Genomic DNA, 24297 nt, shown 5'->3' on the forward strand with positions numbered 1-24297 from the left:
AATTATCGCATCGAATCAAATCCACTATAAACAAGTTTTCTTTAGCGAGCGTGGAACCTTCCCACGACCGACTATGTAGTCGTCTGATCTGTTCAGAAGATTACCAAAATCAACTATTAATCTAATTATAGAAGGAAAGTTTATTATGCAAATCAATCTAACTGGGCGTCATTTAGAAATCACAGAACCATTAAAACAATTTGTGGATGAGAAATTTTCAAAGCTAGAAAGACACTTTGAGCAAATCAATAATGTTTACGTAGTCCTAAGCGTTGAAAAAATCCGCCAAATTGCTGAAGCAACCGTCCATCTTAATGGCGCTGAAATATTTGCCAACAGCGAATCAGAAGATATGTATGCAGCGATTGATTTATTAATTGATAAATTAGACAGACAGGTCATCAAGCATAAGGAAAAATTGACTCGTCACTAAACACCCCAACTCTTATCCTTAGTCTTGACTGTATTGATAGAGTCGTTACAAGATACAAAAAATGTTAGAGTTAATTCACTCAAAATAGCTAGTAACTGTCTATGAGTGAGAATATTTAAGCCTCAACCAAAATTGTTGGGGCTTTTTTTCGCCAAGCGTTGTTATAATATTTGATAAACAACCCCATTGGTCACGAATAATACTGCGGAGCTGAAATATAATTCCCAGCAGAGATATATTATGAGCGAACAACAAAGCAAGACAATGCACATACTGGATACGCTAGCTCCCGAACGTTGCAAGCTTGGACTAGAAGCAACTAGCCGAAAAAAAGCGTTGCAATTAGTCGCCAATGAATTCAGTCAAAGCCACCCAGAGATAAACTCTTTTGAAATCCTGCAAGCTTTAACTGAACGCGAACAGCTAGGTAGCACAGCCATTGGTAACGGTATCGCCCTTCCTCACGCTCGACTCGAGTCCTGCAAAGAGCCAATCGCTCTACTCATTTCGCTACAGGAAGGTGTCGACTTTTTCGCTTCTGATAAAGAAAATGTGGATATTATTTTCGCACTTATTGTGCCCTATGAACTCGACTTTAGAGACCTCAAGGGAATTGAGCTTGTTAAAGCAGCTTTTGGAAATAAAACATTATGCGCTCAAATCAGAAATGCTCACAATAACGAAGCATTATTTGATATCATTGAAAATGCGCTTAAAGAATTCAGCAATAAAGGTAAGGAAGAAACTTCGTGAAGCTAGTTATAGTAAGTGGTCGTTCGGGTTCGGGAAAATCAGTTGTTTTAAAAGCACTTGAAGACGCCGGTTATTACTGCATTGACAACTTACCTCTAGGCCTGACTTTAAATGTGATTAATGATCATATCTTAAATAACGAACTCATAGCAATCAGCGTCGATGCCCGAAATCCTAGGGATTTAGAAAAGTTCTCCGAAGAAATGGAGAAAATTAAAAAAGCGACTCCTCACGCTAGCATTCTCTTTCTAGATGCTGACGAGAATATTTTATTAAAACGCTTTAGTGAAACCCGTCGTCGTCATCCGCTTACCAATCAAGGCTACTCGCTACGTGACGCCATCCACGAAGAAAACAAACTATTAGCGCCTGTTCGTGGTTTAGCGGATCTGGTTATCAACACTTCAGAACTAACGCCACATGAGTTACGCGAAAGAGTACGTGATCGTGTTAGTAGCAATAAAGCTCCACAGATGGATATCCGCCTTGTATCTTTTGGTTTTAAGCATGGCGCCCCAAAAGACGCGGATTTTGTTTTTGATGTTAGATGCCTACCAAACCCATACTGGGTTGAAGAACTTCGCGACTTCACGGGTAAAGATCAGGAAATTGCGGACTATTTATCATCAAGTTCACTGGTTATGGAGTACACCTGGCAACTACAAGTCTTCTTAACCACTTGGATTCCAGAGTTTAGCAAACAAGACCGCAGTTACTTTACATGCGCCATCGGTTGCACAGGGGGGCGACACCGTTCGGTTTACATGGTGGAAACCTTAGGACGCTATTTAAAGAATCATTACCCGAACATTTCCGTAGAACACAGTAGACTCAACAAGCTTTAAACGTTGCGCAGAAAAGCACCATATCTGCGCATCGAAGTTAGCACTCTTTAAGCGCTAAAAAGCCTATATTTACTGGCTTTATCAGCAATCTTCGGCCCAGATTTACAAGTTGCCTAGGTTATATAGCTGCGATAGAATAAGCAATAAAATCAATCACTAACAGGATAGCTATGGCTGAAAACCTAAACAACCAGACTCGTCAAGAGCAGCTACAGCTACTAAACTCCGCGCTTGATAGCGGACATTTAATTCCTGTTAGAAACCTCTTAGAAGAACTTCACTCAGCAGATATCGCGCATCTCCTGGAATCAACGCCACCTCGCGTACGTAATGTCATTTGGCAGCTACTTGATAAAGAGCGCGAGGGTGATGTACTGCAACATCTGAACGATGAAATACGTCAAAACTTCATCGAGAACATGCAGCCACAAGAGCTTGCTAATGCACTAGCAGACTTAGATACGGATGATGTTGTTGATATCTTAGGAGACCTTTCCAACAACGTCAGTAACCAAGTCTTGCGCTTGTTGGACGAGCAAAACCGCGCACTTATTGAGCACGCTCTAACTTATCCTGAAGATACTGCCGGCGGTCTGATGAACATAGATACCATCATGATTCGTCCACGAGTATCGGTCGAGGTTGTTTTACGCTATTTGCGCATACGTGGCAGTATGCCTCCCAATACCGACCACCTGTACGTGGTCAACTCTCGCGATGTTTTGATTGGCTCGGTACCTATCAGTTCGATTCTAACCTGTGATCCCGAAACCTCGATCACACAAATCGTCGATGAAGAAATGTTTACTATTCCTGTCGATATGTCTGATACGGAAGTTGCGCAGATTTTCGAGCGGCATGATTTAGTTTCAGCTCCTGTGCTTGATGAAGAAGGCCGCTTGCTTGGACGTATTACGATTGATGACGTGGTAGACGTTATCCGTGAAGAAGCGGATCATTCGTTACTATCTATGGCTGGTCTTGATGAGCTGGAAGATACCTTCGGTCCTGTTTTAGTGACTGCACGCAAAAGAGCTATTTGGTTAGGGATAAACCTATTAACGGTCATTCTAGCGGCTTTAGTCATTGGTCTGTTTGAAAGCACCATTGGAAAAGTGACCCTGTTGGCGGTATTGCTGCCCATCGTTCCAAGCATGGGAGGGATTGCCGGTACTCAGACTTTAACCTTGGTTATTCGAGGGATGTCGCTGGGCCATATTAGTGATGGTAACCAATCTTACTTACTGAAAAAGGAACTTGCGGTCAGTGTCATCAACGGCGTACTTTGGGCGGTAGTAATATCGTCTTTAGTCTATGCCTTTGCTTATTATAAGGGCACAGACATTAACCACTTTCACCTTGCCATTACTATCGGTGGCGCCATGTTGTTTAATTTAGTGACAGGCGTTTTGAGCGGTGCCAGCATCCCTCTAATCCTTAAGAAGTTAAACATAGACCCAGCCATTGCTGGTGGCGTTGTCTTAACCACAGTCACGGACGTAGCTGGTTTCTTCGCACTTCTTGGACTAGCGACCTATTTCTTTGGCTAGTTACAGGCAAAGTGACAAGAGCATGTGACAAGAGCTTGTCTCGCCACATGACTCAAAAACTTTATCGAGCAATCGTCATCTGTTCAATCGCAACTGAGCCCGTCAAAATACTCGAGCGATGGTCAATGTCATCACCCATGGCAACGATGGATTGAAACATCTGCTCTAAGTTTCCAGCAATTGTAAGTTCTTGAACATAGTGTTTAATTTCACCATTTTCAAACCAGAAACCACTGGCCCCACGAGAATAGTTACCGGTAACGATATTCACTCCCTGCCCCATAACCTCTGTCACCAATAAACCAGTTCCTAATTCTTTCAGGATCTCATCCAGAGCTTTTGTCGCTGAATTAATAATGATGTTATGGATTCCGCCGGCATTACCGGTAGTTTCTAGACCCAGTCGTCTTGCCGAATATCCACTCAAAAAATAACCTTCTAGAACACCTTTGTCGACAATAGTTCGTTGTTGAGTGGCGACGCCATCACTATCGAAGTTTGAGCTACCTAGGCCTTTTAATAAAAAAGGATCTTCGGCGATACTAACCCCTTGAGGCAATATCTGATGACCAAGTTTATCCAGCATAAACGAAGAGCGTTGGTATATTGCGCCCCCTTTCAACGCTCCAAGAAGGTGTGACCAAAGCCCGCGCGCCACCTCAGGGCTGAATACCACAGGATAGTTTCCTGATGGGCAAGAGCCTTGGGTTAGTTTTCTTTTTATACGTTTAGACGCTTCTGCCCCCACTTCTTGTGGCGACAATAAATCGCTATATTCTCGCCCTAAGGTGTAATACCCATCCCTTAACATCCCTTTATCGGTTTGCCCGATTAAAACATTGGATAAACTGTATCGGGTCGTACGATTCATGCCCATAAAGCCATGGCTGTTGGCATAGCATGACAAGGACCTGTGGCTGTAGAAGTTTGCGCCTTCTGACTGTTTAACGTGTTCTGCCTGCAGTGCAGTAGATTCAGCGGCTTTAGCCACCTCCAGCATATCTTCGACAGTGAGGTCATCAGGGTGATCTAGCGACAAGTCTTTAAAGTCTTTAGCCATTCGCTCTTTTTCAACTAAACCAGAGTAAGGGTCTGGCTCAGTGTGTTTAGCAATATTGCAAGCTGCCTCCAAGCCTTGTAGCGCAGCAGTTTCAGTCAAATCGTTAATAGACACTGTGCCTTTTGATTGATTGAAATAGACGTTAATGCCTAAGTGACTGTCTTGGTTAAACTCCAGCGTCTCGAGTTCGCCATTGCGAACTTCAAGGCTATTACCGATGGTGTTATAGCTCCAGACCTCAGCTTGATTTGCACCTGCTTTCGAAGCGGACTCTAACACCCTCTGAGCAATGGTTTGCATCAGTTTAGAGGTTTGCTCTTGCTGTTTAGCGATCTGCGTTAACGTTAGCTGGTTACTATTAACTTTCGACAATCCTAACTCCATCTTTACCGTTTAATCTTGACTCATTATAAAAGCCTTTAAGCATGATAAGAACCGTGTTTCAAGATTTATTTTAAGGAACAAAACTACCACTAACTTTATGAAAGCGTTATCATAGCGATAACTTGTGTCCATTATTGTAACTTTAGTAGCTAACTTATGACTGACAACATTGAGCATCATGAAGACCTAAATGAGAAGTCGAAATCTCGAGTTAAGAAGGAATTGCTTGAGTTAACGGCTTTGGGTGACAAGCTAGCTAAACTACCGAAGCAGCAGTGGGACAAGCTTCCTATTTCAGACACACTGAAGCATGCTCTCAAAGAAGTGTCTAAAATCAATCACCACATTGGTTTAAAGCGTCATATTAAATACATCGGAAAACTTCTGCGTAATGAAAATATCGAATCAATTGAGCAGCAATTGGTCATCGATAATCAGCAACATACGCTAGAAGTACAACGAGAAAAGCTTTGTGAACATTGGCGCAATCGCCTCCTAGATGAAGGCGACAAGGGGGTGTTTGAACTATTAGAAGTAGCCTCGAACCTAGACCGCCAACACTTGCGTCAATTAGTCCGTAACGCTATAAAAGAGCAAGAGCTTAACAAACCACCGAAATACCAGCGTGAATTGTTCCGCTACTTGCGTGATAACGCCGAGTTTTCAAACAGCTAAGACTACCCTGCTTGGGTTCCACCCACGGTCAGTTGATCGACTTTTAAGGTAGGCTGGCCCACACACACCGGAACGCTTTGCCCGTCTTTACCACAAACCCCAATTCCGGGGTCCAGTTGCGAATCATTACCGACCATACTGACATACTTCAATACTTCTGGGCCATTTCCAGCTAAGGTTGCGCCTTTAATCGGTGCTGTTAATTTGCCGTCCTCGATTAAATAAGCTTCGCTCGCACTAAAGACGAAATTACCCGATGTGATATCCACCTGACCACCTGCAAAATTAGGCGCATAAATCCCTTTTTTGACGCTAGCAATGATTTCCTCAGGGTTTGACTGTCCAGCTAACATCAGCGTATTAGTCATGCGTGGCATAGGTAAGTGTGCATAAGACTCGCGACGACCATTGCCTGTTGCTTGCTGCCCCATCAATCGCGCATTGTGTTTGTCTTGCATATAACCTTTTAATACGCCATTTTCGATCAAGACCGTAGACTGAGTAAGGGTTCCTTCATCATCCACATTTAAAGAGCCGCGCTGCCCTTCTAAAGTGCCATCATCCACCACCGTACAGAGTTCCGATGCCACCTTTTCACCGATTCGACCAGCATAAGCTGAGGAGCCCTTACGATTGAAGTCACCTTCTAAACCATGACCAATCGCTTCATGCAATAACACACCCGGCCAACCATTACCTAAAACCACAGGCATGGTACCAGCTGGGGCTTCGACTGCTTCAAGATTGACCACCGCTTGATGCACCGCTTGTGATGCTAAGCTTTCGAGGTCTAAGCTCATTAAGTGCTGCCAATCATATCGTCCGCCCATTCCGGCGCTACCTCGTTCACGGCGCCCTTGATGCTCTGCTACCACAGTGACATTTAAGCGAATCATCGGTCGAATATCAGCGGCTAAAGTGCCATCAATCGCCGCCACAAGCATGTGTTCATCGGCCGCCGACAGGCTGACCATTACTTGCTTCACCTTTTCATCCATTTGCCTAGCTTTAGCATCTAACTGGCGAAGCAAGGCAATCTTAAGTGACGGCTCAACATCACCCAAAACCGTATGTTCGGTATACAAGCTATGACTTGGTACTATTTGATTAAAGCTCACCGCTTTAGACTGGCCCGCACGACTAATGCTAGTAGCGGCTGCCAGTGCATTATTGAGTGCCGTTGATTCAAATTGATTGGCGTAGGCAAAGCCTGTTTTTTCGCCATCAATACTGCGAATACCCAAGCCTTTATTTAGGTTGAAACTCGCGTCTTTGACCAAGCCATCTTCAAGTTGCCAGTATTCCATGACCACTTCTTGCAAAAATATATCGGCATAATCCTGCTGATAACGACTAATAGACTCTATAGCCTGTGAAATAGTCGCCACTGACAAGTCTGACTCTCTAAATAAATGTTGTTCTACGCGATCAATAATAGTTGTCATTAGTTACCTAAATAAATGCATTAAAGCCGTCTGTGAGTGTGCACAGGGAAGCGCTTTTTAATGGTGTCAATTTGCCCAATTTCCAATGTTTGATTAATATAGCCCTCTTCATCACCAAGCGCCCCAAGTACGTCAGCCCAAGGACCTACAAACATGCTATGGCCAAAGGTTTTCCGCTTATTATCATGTACCCCTGTTTGATTAGCAGCTACCATAAAACAAAGGTTTTCTACGGCTCTTGCCTGTAGTAACAGCTGCCAATGAACCTCACCCGTTTTTAAGGTAAACGCTGATGGCGCTAAGATAACATTTACGGACTCAGCTTGATACTTTCTATAAAGTTCGGGGAACCTTAAGTCGTAGCAAACCGAAAGTCCAAACTTAATCCCACGATAATCGAAAGACCTTGTCTGATAACCAGCTAGCGTGTTATCAGACTCTGAGTAGACTTCATCGTCTTTCACCGCTACGTCAAACATATGAATCTTATCGTAATAAGTGATCAGCTCGCCTTGCTCATCCCAAACATAACATCGGGCAAAAGGTCTATCTGCCACACTAGACTGGATAGCTATGGTGCCACCAACTAGCGCGACTCTGTATTCTTTAGCGACTCGTTGCATCCATGATTGAATCGGCCCTTCTAAATGAGGCTCTACAAAGTCCAGCTTCTGCCCATTGTACTTTTCCATCAAAGCAAAAGTTTCCGGCAAAACGACCATCTCTGCGCCGTCGCTTACGGATTGCGCAATCAATTTCTCTGCCTTCTTTAGGTTGTCCTCAACAACACTTGAGGAAGACATCTGAATTAAGCCTATATTGATACTTTTATTCGCCATTATTTCTCACCACTATCTTTAGTCGTGTCTTCTTGCTGTGGCTCTTCAGCAGTAACCTTCCTATTAGCATCTGAGTTAGTCTCATCAGTCTCTTCAAGTTTCATTTCTTGTGGCTCTCTCTCTGACCCAGTCTTGGGTTCAACCTCAGGCTCAGACTCAGGCTCAGATTCATTCTGTACTTCTTCCTCATCCACCTCAGGAAGCGCCACTTCTTTAGACTTCTTGTTTAACTCGATAACCGTTGGGTTACTTAAGTCACCGCTAATTTTGTATTCAATACTAACCACAACATCAATTACTGGCTCAAACAACTTATTAACAAGCAGCATAATTAAGCCGGTAGTAGGCTCAATAGCCCACCCAGCTAATAGTGGTAAGCTTGAGCCAAGCTTTGGTACCACTGTAACATTTTGGTTAACGGTATTTTTAACAAGGTTGGTTCTTCCCTTTACCTTTACATCGGCAGCAGTACCATTAATGAAAACGTTCTCACTATAAACAACCCCATTCTTTATGGTAAACACACCCTTTATCTTGTCATAGAAAAAACCGTCTTCAAAAAGGTCGCTGAAATCCAACGATAATCGACGTCGAATACTCTGTAGTGAGAATAGGCTGAAAACTCTTGCCTGACGGTCACTCAGCTCTTTGACCGAGCCTTCACCAGTTTCCAAATCAATCGAGCCGCTTATATTCGCAATACTAATATCATGAAAACCTCCAGGCCATTCTAAGGATGCGCTACCCGTAGCATTGGTATCCTTTAAACCGTCGCCGAAGCCCCATCGTTTGAGTAAAGATCCGGTATCTAAGGTTTCAAAATTAATCTCTACCTGACTTTTATCCCCTTGCCAACGACCTTCTAAATAAGCTTTGAGCTGTCCTTCAATTTGGCTGTCACCTTGAACCAGCACCGTTCCGTTATCTAATTTTGAAACCAGCGTTAACTTACCCGTATCAATCCCATTAATTTTGCAGGCCAAGCATTCAACCTGCCAGTTATCGAGCGAAGACTTTTCAATATTAACCTCGGAATCAGAAAGCTGGCTAAAATCGTTTAATTCAATATCCAGTTTTTCTACGGTTACGTGTTTTCGGCCATCTTTATGAATCGTTAAGTTACCAAACCCTTCATTCGCTTTTACATTAAAACGTACGCTGTCATCTGCCAACAACGAGTCACTTAACTCCACATCGTGTAACGATTGGCCTGCAATCGTGAAAAGAGCTGTTTTGATAGAAATATGATCGATCCATTTAGGCCAAAAGAAAGTTCCGCCCTTTTTAACTTGCAAACTATTGAGCCATTCATTGCTGTGAATCTCAGCAAAAAAACCTTTAATCGCAACCCCGTTATTAGGAACTTCAATGCTGTGAGTCGCTAAGTCTCCTAAAGCAATAACCCCATTAATATTATCGGGTGAGTTAACGTCAAAGCTAAGTTGAGCTGAAACAGTATCACGGTAGATCGTTCTTGCGTGAATCCGGTTATTGTTACGGTATAAAGTCGATAAGAAAGAGCTTTGGCTTTCTTTTGTCTTACTAAACCAGGAAGGCCCTTTAATGGCAGTCCCCTTCAAGTCACTACGTATAATTAATGACTCAGAGCCCTCACTATCTTGACGATAGTGCAGGTTAACCTTACTTTTACCATCAACATTAATAGGCAGCTGCATATCAAATGAAGTCATAGCCATAGCCAAATCAAAGTCTGAAATTGCATCAATATTGACTAAATCATCGCCTTTCCCGTAGTCACCAACCGCTATATCAATGGTTACTGGACTTTTCCATAGCTCCCCTTCTAAACCCTTACCAAAAGCTCCTTGTTCTGTATAGCTCAGTTTCCCTCTCAGCGAGTTTAGATTCAATCCATAAGAATCTAACTGGACACTTTCACCATTGAATAGCACAGAACCACTAACAACTGCATCGCTGCCCTCGTTTAAAGGAACCTCAAGCCTAAGCTGATGCTTCAAGTTGCCAGTGAAAGTAAGGTCTAGTAATGCAGGTCCTAACCACTCTTGAAGTGGCGAGTTTAAAAAGACAAAGTTATATAACTCATAGCCAACTCTATTTTCAATATCGAGTGTTAAAGAAGTATCATCCGTAAACACCGAGTCAATGACGCCGCTAGCTTGACCGATATCGTGTCCTTTTATTTGCCCTTTATCAGAAGATAAAAAGAGCTGGTTATTTTTAAAGTGAGCTATAGCGGTAAGTTGGTCTACTTGAGGCCAATCAGGATCAAACTTCAGACTCGTATCCACTACGTTGGCTCTTAGATCAAATACACCCGAGGTGTCCTCGTAGGGGAATGCTTCGAAACCACCTCGCCAGACTAGTCTTGCAAATTCAACCTTTCCTTTTAGCAAAGATTGATCCAGATATTCTAGAGCGTTTTGACTCATTGTGGTTCTGGGCCAATACTTTTCTAAAGCCGCAATATCCACTTGCTTCGTTTCACCATACACTGAGAGAACAGCATCATCTTCCTCAAGCTGAACACTTCCATGAATCACAACTTGAGCTTCTTTATTTTTCAGTGAAAATTCATCAATTTTGATTAATGGTTTGTCTTCCACACTGACCCAAGTATTAAGAGAAAAATCATCAATAGGGATATCGCCTTTGAACACAGTTGGCCAAGACAACTGTGACTCTGTAGACTTTGCTTTTAAACGCCAACCAGAGTCTTCTTCTTGAATTTGAATGCTATTCATCAATAGCTCAGGACCGTAGGAGCTAGCAACTGTCGTAAAGTTACCAATCTCAGCACTGCCACTAATTGGGATTACCTTTGCATCCTTTTGAACAGCGCGGATATCCAGTGATACTAACTCTCCATCCGGCTGTACTTCTGAAAATATATCCCTAAGCTCTGAAGGAATAAAAGGCGATGACAGAGTGACAAAATAACCTATCGGCGTATTTTCTGCCTCAAGCGACCACTCTATGGACTGGTCATCTCCAACCTCTCTCACAGCTTTAAAAAAACTATCGAATTCTAAAAGCTGATCATCCGCAGTTCGCTCAGCCACATAAAATCTGTCGCTTGAAAAAATAGCCGTATTGTCAGTCTTGTGATAATTAATTTCCGCGTCTAATCGCGCCACTTTGGAGTTTGAGCTTTCTGCTTTAAATATGAGTCTCCCCGAAATGGGCTCCTTACCCTCATACTCAAGCCAAAACTCAGAATCCGCAATTTCAACAGGAATGTCTTCCGGTAACTTTAGAAATATCGCACTGTCCAGCACGTCAAAATCACGTAACAAACCATAAATTTTGAGCTCACTGTCCTCACTAAACGGCATTCCTTCGGACTCAATGATCAACTTGGTTTGTGAAGAAAAGTCGCTCTGAAAGTCTAAAACCAGCTGTCTCTGTTCCTTGAGTTTTTCAAAACTTACAGTACTAAACTGTATTTTCCTGACTAAGTCATTTCTTGCGACACTAACAGTGAGTCCATTAACATCAATACGTTCTTGATTAATAAATTCAGGGTGACGCTTAAGCAATAAATCAATATCAAGTGACCAAGAGTCAGTGCTTTTGGAAGGGGCTGGAATTCTAATTTTAGCATTCGCACTGTTCAGCTCTATCGACTCAGCAACAACATATCCTTTAATCAAACTTTCCCAAAAATTTAGAACTACCCTTGTACTATCAGAACTGTAACTCATTGAGCCATCGGACTGTTTCCATGAAGCATCCTTGAGGAAGACCTTTGGTTTAAATTCCGACCAATCGACTTCGAGCTCTGAATAATCAAAGGTACCGCCAAACTGCCCTTCAACTAAGGCAACCATTTCCTGCTTATCTTCAGTCCAATAAGGAAGCGATAGCTTTACAATAGAAAGTAGGACGACGAAAATAATGACCAGCACTGACACCAGCCACAAAAAGCTGGTTAATAAACGTCTCAGAATGCGAGTCAAACGTTTAGTCATTCAATTACCAGGTTACCTATAAACACCTTACATCAAAACCACATCAAACTGCTCTGGCGAATACAAACTTTCAACCTGCAACTTGATCGGTTTATCAATAGCCACCTCGAGATCTCCTAGGCTACTTGCTTCTTCATCTAACAAGCAATCCACCACTTCTTGACTCGCAAGGACTAGGAACTTTTGTGCATCGTAGGTGTTCGCTGCGCGACTTAATTCGCGAAATATTTCGTAACAGACAGTGACGGCGGTTTTGACATAGCCACGGCCATTGCACTGTTGGCAAGGCTCACACAATAAACGCTCTAAACTTTCGCGAGAGCGCTTTCGAGTCATTTCCACAAGTCCTAAAGCTGAGACCTCAGTAATCTGTGTTTTGACATGATCCTTTTCAAGAATCCGCTCCAAAGTTCGTAGCACTTGTCGTTTATGCTCTTCCTCTTTCATATCGATAAAATCAACAATGATAATGCCACCTAGGTTACGCAGTCTTAATTGCCGAGCCAAAGCTGTGGCTGCTTCAAGGTTTGTTCTAAAAATGGTTTCTTCGAGATTTTTATGGCCAACAAAAGCCCCCGTATTCACATCAACCGTGGTCATAGCTTCGGTTTGATCAATGATTAAATAGCCGCCGGACTTTAACGGGACTTTGCGCTCTAACGCACGTTTAATTTCTTCTTCGACGTTGTACAAATCGAAAATGGGACGCTCGCCTTGATACAACTCAATACGGCTCAGCATCTCCGGCAAAAACTCTTTAACAAAGGCTTGTACTCTTTCTAGCGCGGCTTGGTTATCGATTCGAACTCGCTCTACATCGTCTTCAAAGATGTCTCGCATGATGCGTAGCTCAAGCCCCAAATCATTATGTATTAAACCTGGTGCTTTAACCTGTTTAGACTTTTCCGTAATTCCGCGCCAGAGCTTTGCTAAAAAAAGAGCATCTCGAACAAGCTCTTTTTCTGTCGCCCCTTCAGCCGCGGTTCGAACGATAAATCCATTATCGAGCTCTTCATGATCTTCCAGTAATTCTTTGAGCCGAATGCGCTCGACTTGATCATCGATACGCTGCGAGACGCCAACGTGCTCAGTATCTGGCATCAATACTAAGTAACGCGATGGAATCGTGATATGGGTCGTCAGTCTGGCCCCTTTGCTCCCAATAGGGTCTTTAATGACTTGGACAATAATCTTTTGACCTTCGTGTAAAACCGACGTGATATCCGTTTCTTGTGACTGTTGCTTATCAAGAAGTTTCGAGCCCTCTATCGCTTGCTTACTTCCCTCATCTTTTTCCGTGACAATATCTGCAAGGTGTAAGAATGCTGCTTTTTCGTGGCCAATATCGACAAATGCAGCCTGCATGCCTGGCATCACGCGCTTTACAACACCTTTGTAAATATTGCTAACGATACCGCGGTTTTCAGTCCTTTCAATATGCACTTCCTGCAGCACACCATTCTCCACGATAGAAGCACGTGTTTCCTGAGGCGTTACGTTTATTAATATTTCATCGCGCATATTGATTAAGCTCCTTATACTAGCGCATGCTTAATACTGGCTTGCTCTAACAGTTGGCGAGTTTCATATAAAGGCAAGCCCACTACATTTGTATAGCTACCATTAATTGTTGTAATTAAACTCCCGCCTAACCCTTGAATGGCATAAGCGCCAGCTTTGCCCATAGGCTCTTTAGTACGACAATAGTTTTGAATAATGGTTTTACTAAGATTGGAAAAGGTAACTTCGGTTTTTACGGTAGTTTGCCACAGCTGCTCACCATGGGTGATAACCACACTCGAATAAACATGATGGGTTTGCCCACTTAAGCGCTCTAACAGTTGCTCGGCATGCTGAAGGTCATCCGGCTTACCGAGCGGCTGCCCCTGATGAACAACCGTTGTATCTGCGCCCAACACCGGCAGTTTTTCAGCATACTCACTAGACTCCATCGCCGATAACGCTTTCCCACGCGCTACTCTCTCTACATACTCTTTAGCGGACTCGCCTGCTAGTTGAGTTTCATCAAAATGATTCGCTATCTGAATAAAGTCCACGCCCAGTTGCGTCAATATTTCCTGGCGCCGTGGCGAACCTGAAGCTAAGTAAATGGTTGTGTGCTGTGACATACAAAGCCCTTAGTTAACTTTAAAATAACGTCGAATATCGCGCAAAAGGATAAATAGCCATGGCCATAGAATGGCGTTGATTGCGGCCGAAAGCCAATAGCTCAAGTCGCTTTCAGGACTTCCTGTCACTCGTGATAGCCACAGAACTAGAGCTAAATACAGTAAGCTCAAACCGCCCATGGTTAATGCCTGTTTCCAGATTGGATAAATACGAATCCGTAAATAATTTAGCTGCAAAACAAAGACCAGTAAGCACAAACTGAAGCTGTGCAACCCCAGCGTTGTGCCAATTAAAGCATCAAAAATCAGTCCCCATAAAAAAGCCCACAGCAAGCCGATGCGATGCGGTAATGCCACGACCCAATAAGCCATGACTAAAAAAAGCCAGTCAGGCCTAAAAGGATGCCACGATTCAGGCAATGGTATAACCGTCAGGATAAGGGCTATGATGAAACTGAGGATGATGACCCAGGTTCCGCGTTTACCTTTAGCTTGCATCGGAACCTCCTACTGCCTCTTTTTTATTGTCAGGTGCTTCGGTGCTAGGCTTAGCTTTCGCTTTTGTAGGATCATGATACGGCCATAATAAAAGCACATGATTAGCGCGATTAATATTAGCCGTAGGCTCTGCCAAAATCTCAGCATAAGGCTGTGCCGATTGACGCGTGACCGAAATCACTTTCGCCACTGGGTAACCATCGGGAAATTTCTGTCCAAGCCCCGAGCTTAATAAAACATCACCTTCATTGATATCAATAGTGTTCGGTAAGTGACGTAAATACAACAACTGCCCATTACCTTGGGCAATCGCGCGAACGCCATTACGATCCACACGAACCGGGATGGCGTGCTTTTGGTCGTTCAATAAAATCATGCGAGATGTCGTAGTCGAGACCTCGACAATTTGCCCCATAATCCCTTCCGCATCAACCACTGGCTGCCCCACAAACACGTCGTCCATGCTGCCCTTGTTGAGTAACAGTTCATTGGCAAACAAACTGCTATCAATATTCAGCACCTCAGCAATCACACGCTTTCCGCGTAAAGTTCGCGAAGAACCTAGTAACGAGCGCAGTCGAGCGTTTTCTGACTCGAGTCCGATTAAACGTTGGTTTTGTGCTTTGAGAATCAACAGCTCATCTTTTAACTGACGGTTTTCTGCCAATAGGTCGTTACGGCTCACAATATTGTTGTCAGCCCACGAAGCAATTTCGTTTGGAATGTTAGCAAGATAGTAAATTGGGGCTAGCGCGGTGGAAACACCTTTACGAGCACTGCTTAAGTAGTCGTAACGATAATCAAGTACCATCAATAGGGATGCGACTAACAGACTCAAGATGAGCTGAAGTACTAAAGAAGGGCCTCGAGTGAATAGATTTTTAATAGCCTACTCCTCCCGCAAGAGTATTGTTTTTATGATGTAACACAAACAAGTTGTAGTTTAGCAGTATTTCGAGCTGTCATACAAAAATCGGGCAATCTAAGTGCCCGATTTTAATGGACTTTTTTAAAGTCCTTAATCTTTAAAGCTAGTCGTCTGAGAACAAATCGCCGCCGTGTTCATCAATAGTTTCTAGAACTTTACCACCACCACGCGCAACACACGTTAACGGATCTTCAGCAACAATGACTGGCAAGCCCGTTTCTTCCATCAGCAATCTATCCACATCACGGATAAGCGCTCCACCACCCGTTAACACCATACCGCGCTCTGAAATATCAGCAGCCAGTTCTGGTGGAGACTGTTCAAGAACAGCTTTCACCGCACGAACAATACCGTGAAGAGGGTTTTGAAGAGCTTCTAAAATTTCATTGCTGTTAATAGTGAAGCTTCTAGGAATACCTTCCGCTAAGTTGCGGCCACGAACGTCTAATTCGCGAACTTCAGTTCCTGGGTAAGCCGTACCGATTTCGTGCTTAATGCGCTCGGCCGTTGCTTCACCAATGATAGTACCGTAATTACGACGAATGTATTCGATGATAGCTTCATCAAAACGGTCACCACCAATACGCACAGAATCTGAGTAAACCACGCCGTTCAATGACAAGATTGCGATTTCAGTAGTACCACCGCCGATATCCACGACCATAGAACCACGCGCTTCATTAACAGGCAAACCAGCACCAACAGCAGCAGCCACCGGCTCTTCGATTAAGTACACATCGCGCGCACCAGCCCCTAAGGCTGATTCTTTAATCGCACGGCGCTCAACCTGAGTTGAGCCACAAGGCACACAAACCAAAACTCGCGGGCTTGGACGGAAGAACGTATTGTCATGAACTTTTCGAATGAAGTGTTGCAACATTTTCTCAGTCACTTCAAAGTCAGCGATAACACCGTCCTTCATTGGACGGATTGCAACGATGCTGCCAGGCGTTCTACCCAACATTTTTTTCGCAGCCTCTCCGACCGCAGCGATAGATTTAGCTCCGCCTGAGCGATCTTGTCGAATAGCGACAACTGAAGGTTCATCAAGAACGATCCCTTGGTCACGAACATAAATCAAAGTATTTGCCGTACCTAAGTCGATCGATAGGTCGGTAGAAAAAAGGCCACGTAATTTATTAAACATCGGAGGAGGTTTCCCGCTAAAAACTTGTTTTACTCAAATTTCATTAAAATAATTGTCAATCTAAAAGGGCTAAACGCCAGCAACGACAAGGCTTTTGAGAATTTTCTCAATCGCGTTACTCTAACAATACTACTTAGTCTCGGCAAGCTTAAAAACGAATGATGGGAAAGTTTTTCCTAAGATTGCCGACTTAGCGCTAATTTTAGCACTTTGCCTATTAAAAGACCTGATTTATTTGATTTAGTTCAGCTTTACTTTGGAGCCTTTATGCCTACGGTAACCCGCTCCAAACCTGCATAATCCGCTAGAGTCACAACATCTTTAAACCTATGCTGTTGCATTATGTCGCGTACAGCTCGCCCTTGCTCAAAGCCATGCTCAAAAATTAGCCAGCCACTCGGCTTTAAGTGCTGCTGCGCTTGCTCTGTAATTTCCACAATATCGGCTAGCCCATTGTCGCCAGCCACTAGTGCACCGATTGGCTCAAAGGTTAAACCCTTTAAGTGCTCATCATTGGCATCAATGTATGGTGGGTTACTCACAATCATATCGATCTTACCCGACCAATCTCGAAGCCAATGACCCCGCTGAAAGCTGACATTACTTATTTTCAGTTGCTGACGATTATCTTCGGCGACACTCAGCGCTTGTTCGCTGATATCGAGCCCCGTTACTTTAGCCTGTGGACGCTCTGAAGCGAGGGCTAAGGCTATGGCGCCTGAACCAGTACCGAGATCAAAAATTTGATAAACTTCATCCGCAGGAATTTTACTCAAAGCGAACTCAACCAGGTGCTCTGTTTCAGGGCGAGGGATTAAGGTTGCTGGAGTGACCTTTAGCGTAAATGTCCAAAAGTCCTGTTTTCCCACTAAATAAGCCACCGGCTCACCCGCTTTACGGCGCATGATTAATCCTTTGAAGATGTCTAATTCAGTTGGGGATAGTGTTTTCTCAGGCCAGGTTTTCAGCCAAGTGCGATTTTTGTCCAGAGTATCTGCAAGCAGTATTTCGGCATCAAGCTTGGGGGTATCAATTATCTTCGAATTTGAGTTTTCAAGCTCTAAGACTTCGAGCTCCGAGATAGACCATGATAATGCTTCTTGAACTGTCTTACTCACAGTCTCTGACCTTTATTGAAATGAATAAGGCTTAGCCTCGAAGCTAAGCCCCAAAATTGGCTTTACGATTGACCAGAAAGTGCCGCTAATTGATCCGCTTGATGCTCCTGAACCAATGGCTCTAAAATTTGATCAATATCGCCTTCCATAATCTCGTCTAACTTATACAAAGTTAAGTTGATGCGATGGTCAGTCATACGCCCCTGTGGGTAGTTGTAAGTACGAATTCGATCCGAGCGATCGCCCGTTCCAACAAGGTTTCGACGCATTTCCGTCTGCTCAGACTGATGTTTCGCTTCTTCGGCCGCTTGTAGTCGCGACTGTAATACAGACATCGCTTTAGCGCGGTTTTTGTGCTGCGATCGCTCGTCCTGGCACTCTACCACTACGCCCGTCGGCAAGTGCGTAATACGGATTGCTGAGTCAGTTTTGTTGACGTGCTGACCACCCGCACCCGAAGCACGGAAAGTATCGACTTTTAAGTCCGCTGGATTAATATCAATCGCATCGATCTCATCGGCTTCCGGCATCACTGCAACGGTACAAGCTGAGGTATGAATTCGACCTTGCGACTCAGTATCAGGCACTCGCTGTACACGGTGCGCGCCCGATTCAAACTTTAGGTGTGAATAAACCATGTCGCCCACAATGCGTAGAATGATTTCTTTATAACCGCCATGATCGCCTTGGCTTTCGCTGATCACCTCAACCTGCCAACGCTTCTTTTCCGCGTATTTACTGTACATGCGGAATAAATCACCAGCGAATATAGCGGCTTCGTCACCACCAGTACCCGCACGAATCTCCAAGAAGGTATTCTTTTCGTCGTTTGGATCACGCGGCAACAGTAATTTTTGTAGCTCGATTTCTAGGCTTTCGATTGTCGCTTTCGCTTCTTTAAGCTCTTCTTGCGCCATCTCACGCATATCAGGATCATCGTCCTTCAGCATTTCCTCTGCATTTTGCAGGTTCTTTACCGCTTCTTGATACTGCTGGAAGGCTTTTACCACTTCTTCGAGCTGTGAGTATTCTTTTGATAAATCACGGAATTTATTTTGATCAGAAATAATTTCTGGATCGCCCAACAAAGCCTCAAGCTCTTCGTGGCGATCAACCAAACCTTCTAGTTTTTGACTGACAGAATCCTGCAACATGCTATTTCTTAATTCCTGTTGTGGTTAAACAAGTCGTTAGCGACATGGGATAAAACTGCTGAATAAGCCTAATGTAAGCTTACTTAATCATCGGATGCTTTATCAAGCTGAAACAGTTCACGAGTAATCTCGTGTCTATCCAGCTCTTCATCATCCTCACGCAACCAGACTAAAGGTTGGTGTAAAAACTTTTTGGTCAAACGATGCGAAAAGTGCTCTAACACGGCTTCCACATCATTACCATTCTTCAATTGCGCCTTAGCTCTTTCCAGTTCGGCCTGAGCGATGGCACCGTGCATTTGGTGTAATTCACGCACTGTATCATGTTTTTGGCGGCCCGCGTGCCACTTTTCAAAGTCGCCCACAAACTCTTGCAAAATCACGATAGCTTCTTCTGCTGCCTCTTGGCGTGCCTGGAGATTCTCCTGAATCACCCCCTCTAAATCATCAACAGAATAGAGGTAAACGTCATCGAGCTTGGCGACCGAACTTTCGATATCGCGCGGAACCGCAAGATCCACCATAAACATACTTTTACGACGGCGCGCTTTTAACGCAGTTTCAACCATACCCTTTCCGATAATCGGCAACATACTGCCGGTTGAACTGACCACAATATCGGCTTGTGGTAAATAGTGTGGGATAGCGTCTAAACCGACCGCCTTACCACCGAAATCATCAGCCAGCTTGTGCGCATTCGCTAAAGTGCGGTTGGCCATAATCATTTGCTTAACGCCGCTTTGCTCTAGATGGCGCGCAGCTAACTCGATGGTCTCGCCGGCGCCAACGAACAATACCGTAAGCTCACTAAAGTCTGAAAAAATATGACGCGCCAAGGTAACTGCGGCATAAGCCACTGAGACAGGGTTAGAACCAATCTCAGTCTCATGGCGCACCCTTTTTGCCGCCGCAAAGGTCTTTTGGAATAAGCGCTCCATGACCTGATTCACGGTCCCGGCACGTCGAGCTTTTTGGTAACAAGCTTTTAGCTGGCCGAGAATCTGAGGCTCACCTAACACCATTGAATCCAAACCGCTCGCGACCTTCATCAGGTGCCCAACGGCATCAGCGCCCTGGTGGCAGTAAACTGCCTGCTCCAACTCTTCGCCAACACCTTTTTTAGCTTCTAACCATTGCAGAAGCTTGGCTTTCAGCTCTTCGTGCTGCTTCGACTCGTTGGAGACATAAAATTCAACGCGGTTACATGTTGATAGCAAGGCTACTTCAGAGTCTTCGGTGTTTTCTTTAACTTCCGCCATGATTTGACCTAACTCATGATCAGCAAAAGCAACCTTCTCACGGATGGATAAAGATGCTGTTTTATGGTTAATTCCTAGAACAATCAAAGACATAAGTTAGGCAAAGCTATTAAAATAGGTCACTCAAAAAAGACACAATTCTGCCGAGGCAGGTAGATGGCGCGAATTATAACACTGCTTCAGTGTGTCCGCTAATCATAAAAATTCGTTAAAACTCAGCATTTCAACTGTACTGTTAAAATATTCCTGATACTCTTGAGCTAGCACTTAATTTAAGTACCTCATGAAGCACTTTATTGAAATACTTTGTGGAGTGCTTTCACAAAATGTTTATAGGAATATTTTATACTATACGGATGAATAGAAGTTTCTTGTTAAGAATCCTAATCGTTTCAACCTGCTGTTTATTGCTTGCCGCTTGCGCCACCAACCAGCCAAAAACCGTTGAAACAGCCCCAGAATCCAGTGCCCCAAAGCCACAGGAGCATCCTTCTGTTGCCAAGTTATCGGTCGAGGAACGCAGCCAGCTCTATTTCAGTATTTTGCTGGCAGATATCGCTAATAAGCAAAAACTCTATGACGTCGCACAAAGTAATTTCTTCTATGCCGCGGAACAAACAGGGAGCAAACAGCTATCCGCCAAAGCCGCCATGGTAGCTTTAATCGAGCGCGACTATGTCACAGCACTAGATGCAACTTCGTTGTGGCTTGAAGCCGATAATAAGGATAAAAACGCCTATAAAGTCGCCCTTGTCGCCAGTCTTGCACAAAATGAAATTGATGACGCCAAAGTTTATTTAGAACAACTAATGCCACTCTTGCCTGCTCATCAAGACGAAAAACTGTATGAAATTATCCAAATGGCGAGCTTTCAGGAAGAAGCCGACTTCATCAGCCTATTCGAAGTTTTGAATGAATCCCCAAGCTCACCTTATATCGCCACGGCAGAAGCCTATTTACGTTTAAAGTCAGCAACCCCAGAAAAACAATACGACCGAATTCAAAGTCTGCTCGATTATTCACTCGATAAAAAGCCAAACTTCCTTTCTGCCATAGAGCTTAAAGGTGAGGCGTATGCTTTACATTCCAACGACAAACGCGCAGCCTATCTAAGCTCCATTATCGACCAGAAGATTCTTGATACGGAACAAACTTACAAGTTAGGTGAATTACTTTATACACAGAAAAACTACCCCGCAGCGCTAAAAGCCTTAAAACAAGTGCAAGCGAAGCGCCTCAATGATGAACAAACCCAATTCCTTATCGCCAGTAGCCATTACGCATTGGACAACTTTAAAAAAGCCAACCACGGCTTTTGGCAATTAGCTCAGCAAAACTACAAAAAAGAAATCACCAGTTATTATTGCGCTGACTCAGCAGCACGCATCAACAAATTAGCCCTAGCCTACAGTTGCTACGAAATGGTGCCTGAGGGTCGCTATTATATGACCGCGCGAACTGAGTTAGCCCAACTTTATGCTGAAAATAACTTGATGCAACAGGCCATCAACACGCTACGCCATGCCCAGCGTAAGGTTGGCTTAAACGATAGACAGCGCCTGCTTGAGTTTGAAATTAATATGCTGACGCAGACTGGCGACTATCAGCAAGCGGATCGCCGTATCCAATCGGCGCTACAAGTCAGCCCTGATAAGCCGTTCCTTTACTACTTAAAGCTACAGCTTTTAAATCAAACGCAGTCTGTTCAAGAGTTCAGGCAGTCGGTTGAAGAGCTTAGCAATAATGTCACCAACTCACAGTTACGCACTGACATCATCATTATCGGCACCCACTTTTTGCAAAAGCGCAATAGCCACCTAATCGCCTACCAGCTTCTAGAGTCTGCAGTCGAGCAAACCCCAGATAATATTGATCTGCTGTACAACAAAGCATTAGCTGCAGAGCCTTTAGAGTACTACAGCTCGATGGAGCGAGATTTGCGCCAAGTGCTGAAGCTAGATCCAGAGCATTCTCACGCCCAAAATTCGCTAGGCTATACCTTAGCTGATCTCAACCGCTCGCTCGATGAGGCCAAAGCGCTCATCGAAAGCGCGTATGAGAAAGAGCCGAACAATGTGGCGATTCAAGATTCTTTAGGCTGGGTGCATTATCGCTTGGGCAACTACGAAGAAGCCCTAAAATACCTCAAAATGGCTTATGAGCAACAGGAAAGCCCAGAAATCGCTTCGCACCTAGGCGAAGTCTTGTGGACCATGAATTTACAAAGCCAAGCGATACAAGTTTGGCAAAAAGCCTTGCGAATGAACCCAAATAACCAGTATATTTTGCGCACGCTTCGACGTTTTCCCGAAGCAAACATACTCAACCCTTGATTCATCAGTTTCAAAGTTCGGCACAGCCAAACGCGAGCCATTAACTGCGAACGACTGAACAACCATCTACCAACGGCCGATGCAAAGCATGAATGTAAAAACAATAAAAACCATCCTTATCGCGAGTTGCACCGTACTATTCTTAAGCGCCTGTCAAACTGCTCCTGTAAAACAACAAACCACAGTGTGGGATGATCCTTTATGGCAAAAGCACTACAAGCTTTTAAAAACCTTCGAGTCACACCAACTCAAAGGCCGAATCGGCATCACTCATCCCGAAGACAGCTTCTCTTCTAACTTCCTTTGGCGCCAACAGGCACCAAGCGACTTCACTTTTCGGATGTATGGTGCTTTTGGCCAAACTTACATGATTTTAAAGGTGGAACCACACCTCAGTTCTTTGTCCACTGGCGATGATGAGCACTACCAAGGCACCGATGCGCGCCAACTGCTATATAGCGTTTCAGGTTGGGACATTCCAGTCGTACTGATGCAAGACTGGATTAAAGGTCTACCCACTGGAATCAATAAAAGCGATTTATTAATTAACGCCGATGGCACCTTGCAACAAATCAAATACCTCGACTATGTGGTCGATTATGTGCGCTACGAGGAAGCTGAATTAATGCTTGGCGATAAAGCATTTGTCCTAATGATGCCGAAAAAAATACGAATCGTGCAAACAAACGGTGAGCAAGGCGACAATAAAATCATCCTATCGATTCGCTCATGGGATATTATCTCAGCAGAAACACACTCCTCAAAAGCAAACCCTAGCGAGGAATAACGGATGAGCTTTAATCATGCTACAGGCGCTTTAAATAGCGAAGGCTATAGCTTTTGGCCCGCTCCTGCGAAATTAAATCTAGAACTACGGATCTTGGGTCGACGTGATGATGGTTACCATGAATTACAAACATTGTTTCAATTATTGGACTATGGCGATGAGATCTGGATAAAACCGAACGATTCGGGTGAAGTGACGCTCCAGTCCGAGTATGACGAAGTGCCGAGTGACGATAACCTTATCATTAAAGCCGCTCGATCTTTAGAACCTTATAAGCAAGATCACCAAGGCGCCGACATAAAACTAGAAAAAAAATTACCATCGGGCGCTGGTCTTGGCGGCGGCAGCTCAGACGCAGCGACAACGCTAGTTGCATTGAATAATTTATGGTCGCTTGGCCTACAAAACGAGCAACTTTGCGAGATTGGCAAAAGCTTAGGCGCCGATGTACCTGTTTTCGTCAATGGCAAGACCGCTTGGGCGGAAGGTATTGGTGAAATTTTAAGCGCCACCGAATTGCCCGAAAAGCACTATTTAATCGTCTATCCTGATGTAAAAATAAACACTTCGAAAATTTTTTCACATAGGGCGTTGACAAGAGACAATAAACCGATTAAATTACGCGCCACTCGCACAGAGGCAAGTTTAGAACTTGGTTACAACGCCTTCGAGCCTCTTGTCGCAGAGCTCTATCCAGAAGTACGGGAAGCCCTTGAGTTTCTTGGAGAATTTGGAAAAGCGACGCTGACAGGAACCGGAAGTTGTGTGTTCTTAACCTTTGACAATGAGCGAGAAGTCCGTAAAATAGCGGCACTGTGCAAGCAGCGCTGGCTAACCTTGACAGCAAGAGGTATTAATACTTCTCCGCTGATTTGAGGTACTACATTGCAGGGGTATCGCCAAGCGGTAAGGCAGCGGCTTTTGATGCCGCCATTCGTTGGTTCAAATCCAGCTACCCCTGCCATTTTTTCTTTACGCTTTAACATCAACTCTCTGCTTGTGAATTTGGG

General features: G+C 44.1%; 20 protein-coding genes and 1 tRNA gene. 9 read left to right on the plus strand and 12 right to left on the minus strand.

Annotation, left to right across the window (positions count from 1 at the left end; genetic code table 11):
- Positions 1 to 145 precede the first annotated feature (145 nt).
- The 4 genes from hpf (at position 146) to mgtE (ending at position 3581) form a co-directional block, all read left to right on the plus strand.
- Positions 146 to 433, plus strand: coding sequence for a ribosome hibernation promoting factor (gene hpf, locus ABD128_RS02465; protein ID WP_343986008.1), 288 nt, complete (start codon positions 146 to 148; stop codon positions 431 to 433).
- A 240-nt stretch (positions 434 to 673) separates the two neighbouring features.
- Positions 674 to 1186, plus strand: a complete 513-nt coding sequence (locus ABD128_RS02470) for a PTS sugar transporter subunit IIA (protein ID WP_343986011.1) — start codon at positions 674 to 676, stop codon at positions 1184 to 1186.
- Complete coding sequence (gene rapZ / locus ABD128_RS02475; protein ID WP_343986013.1) at positions 1183 to 2031, plus strand: RNase adapter RapZ; 849 nt, start codon at positions 1183 to 1185, stop codon at positions 2029 to 2031. Before ABD128_RS02470 ends, rapZ begins: the two co-directional genes overlap by 4 nt.
- Before the next feature lie 170 nt (positions 2032 to 2201).
- On the plus strand, positions 2202 to 3581 hold the full coding sequence (gene mgtE, locus ABD128_RS02480; protein ID WP_343986016.1) for a magnesium transporter: 1380 nt from the start codon (positions 2202 to 2204) through the stop codon (positions 3579 to 3581).
- 61 nt (positions 3582 to 3642) lie between these two features.
- Here the strand turns inward: mgtE and pmbA are convergent, their stop codons facing one another.
- Positions 3643 to 5013 carry a metalloprotease PmbA gene (gene pmbA / locus ABD128_RS02485; RefSeq protein WP_343986019.1) on the minus strand — a complete coding sequence of 457 codons (1371 nt, stop codon included), beginning with the start codon at positions 5011 to 5013 and terminating at the stop codon, positions 3643 to 3645.
- A gap of 168 nt (positions 5014 to 5181) precedes the next feature.
- On the opposite strand from pmbA, the gene yjgA reads away from it, so the two are divergent.
- On the plus strand, positions 5182 to 5700 hold the full coding sequence (yjgA, locus tag ABD128_RS02490; protein WP_343986022.1) for a ribosome biogenesis factor YjgA: 519 nt from the start codon (positions 5182 to 5184) through the stop codon (positions 5698 to 5700).
- A 2-nt stretch (positions 5701 to 5702) separates the two neighbouring features.
- Here the strand turns inward: yjgA and tldD are convergent, their stop codons facing one another.
- From tldD to hemA, 11 genes are all read right to left on the minus strand, one after another.
- Entirely contained in the window at positions 5703 to 7145 is a 1443-nt protein-coding gene (gene tldD / locus ABD128_RS02495; protein ID WP_343986025.1) for a metalloprotease TldD, read from the minus strand.
- Positions 7146 to 7165: 20 nt separating this feature from the next.
- Positions 7166 to 7984, minus strand: coding sequence for a carbon-nitrogen hydrolase family protein (locus tag ABD128_RS02500; protein WP_343986028.1), 819 nt, complete (start codon positions 7982 to 7984; stop codon positions 7166 to 7168).
- Positions 7984 to 11934 carry a YhdP family protein gene (locus ABD128_RS02505; protein WP_343986031.1) on the minus strand — a complete coding sequence of 1317 codons (3951 nt, stop codon included), beginning with the start codon at positions 11932 to 11934 and terminating at the stop codon, positions 7984 to 7986. Before ABD128_RS02505 ends, ABD128_RS02500 begins: the two co-directional genes overlap by 1 nt.
- A gap of 27 nt (positions 11935 to 11961) precedes the next feature.
- On the minus strand, positions 11962 to 13455 hold the full coding sequence (gene rng, locus ABD128_RS02510; protein ID WP_343986034.1) for a ribonuclease G: 1494 nt from the start codon (positions 13453 to 13455) through the stop codon (positions 11962 to 11964).
- A gap of 14 nt (positions 13456 to 13469) precedes the next feature.
- A complete protein-coding gene (locus ABD128_RS02515) occupies positions 13470 to 14063 on the minus strand; it encodes a Maf family protein (protein ID WP_343986037.1) in 594 nt (197 codons plus the stop codon).
- A 9-nt stretch (positions 14064 to 14072) separates the two neighbouring features.
- Positions 14073 to 14561, minus strand: a complete 489-nt coding sequence (gene mreD / locus ABD128_RS02520) for a rod shape-determining protein MreD (RefSeq protein ID WP_343986041.1) — start codon at positions 14559 to 14561, stop codon at positions 14073 to 14075.
- Positions 14551 to 15447 (minus strand): rod shape-determining protein MreC, encoded by an 897-nt coding sequence (gene mreC, locus ABD128_RS02525; RefSeq protein WP_343986559.1) that lies wholly within the window; start codon positions 15445 to 15447, stop codon positions 14551 to 14553. The genes mreD and mreC overlap by 11 nt, the downstream gene beginning before the upstream one ends.
- Before the next feature lie 145 nt (positions 15448 to 15592).
- On the minus strand, positions 15593 to 16636 hold the full coding sequence (locus tag ABD128_RS02530) for a rod shape-determining protein (RefSeq protein ID WP_110201155.1): 1044 nt from the start codon (positions 16634 to 16636) through the stop codon (positions 15593 to 15595).
- Positions 16637 to 16887: 251 nt separating this feature from the next.
- A complete protein-coding gene (gene prmC, locus ABD128_RS02535) occupies positions 16888 to 17754 on the minus strand; it encodes a peptide chain release factor N(5)-glutamine methyltransferase (RefSeq protein WP_343986047.1) in 867 nt (288 codons plus the stop codon).
- A 62-nt stretch (positions 17755 to 17816) separates the two neighbouring features.
- The gene (prfA, locus tag ABD128_RS02540) at positions 17817 to 18905 is read right to left on the minus strand and encodes a peptide chain release factor 1 (RefSeq protein WP_343986562.1); all 1089 of its coding nucleotides are present in this window, start codon (positions 18903 to 18905) and stop codon (positions 17817 to 17819) included.
- Positions 18906 to 18991: 86 nt separating this feature from the next.
- Positions 18992 to 20260, minus strand: coding sequence for a glutamyl-tRNA reductase (hemA, locus tag ABD128_RS02545; protein ID WP_343986050.1), 1269 nt, complete (start codon positions 20258 to 20260; stop codon positions 18992 to 18994).
- A 278-nt stretch (positions 20261 to 20538) separates the two neighbouring features.
- Between hemA and ABD128_RS02550 the strand changes: the two genes are divergently transcribed.
- The 4 genes from ABD128_RS02550 (at position 20539) to ABD128_RS02565 (ending at position 24251) form a co-directional block, all read left to right on the plus strand.
- Positions 20539 to 22500 (plus strand): tetratricopeptide repeat protein, encoded by a 1962-nt coding sequence (locus ABD128_RS02550; protein ID WP_343986053.1) that lies wholly within the window; start codon positions 20539 to 20541, stop codon positions 22498 to 22500.
- Between the two features lie 88 nt (positions 22501 to 22588).
- Positions 22589 to 23287 carry a lipoprotein insertase outer membrane protein LolB gene (gene lolB / locus ABD128_RS02555; RefSeq protein ID WP_343986055.1) on the plus strand — a complete coding sequence of 233 codons (699 nt, stop codon included), beginning with the start codon at positions 22589 to 22591 and terminating at the stop codon, positions 23285 to 23287.
- Positions 23288 to 23290: 3 nt separating this feature from the next.
- A complete protein-coding gene (gene ispE / locus ABD128_RS02560) occupies positions 23291 to 24163 on the plus strand; it encodes a 4-(cytidine 5'-diphospho)-2-C-methyl-D-erythritol kinase (RefSeq protein WP_343986059.1) in 873 nt (290 codons plus the stop codon).
- A gap of 13 nt (positions 24164 to 24176) precedes the next feature.
- Positions 24177 to 24251: transfer RNA gene (locus ABD128_RS02565), tRNA-Gln, on the plus strand.
- Positions 24252 to 24297: the final 46 nt, after the last annotated feature.

The organism is Kangiella japonica (assembly GCF_039523535.1).
In the GTDB taxonomy this organism is placed as follows: Bacteria; Pseudomonadota; Gammaproteobacteria; order Enterobacterales; family Kangiellaceae; genus Kangiella; species Kangiella japonica.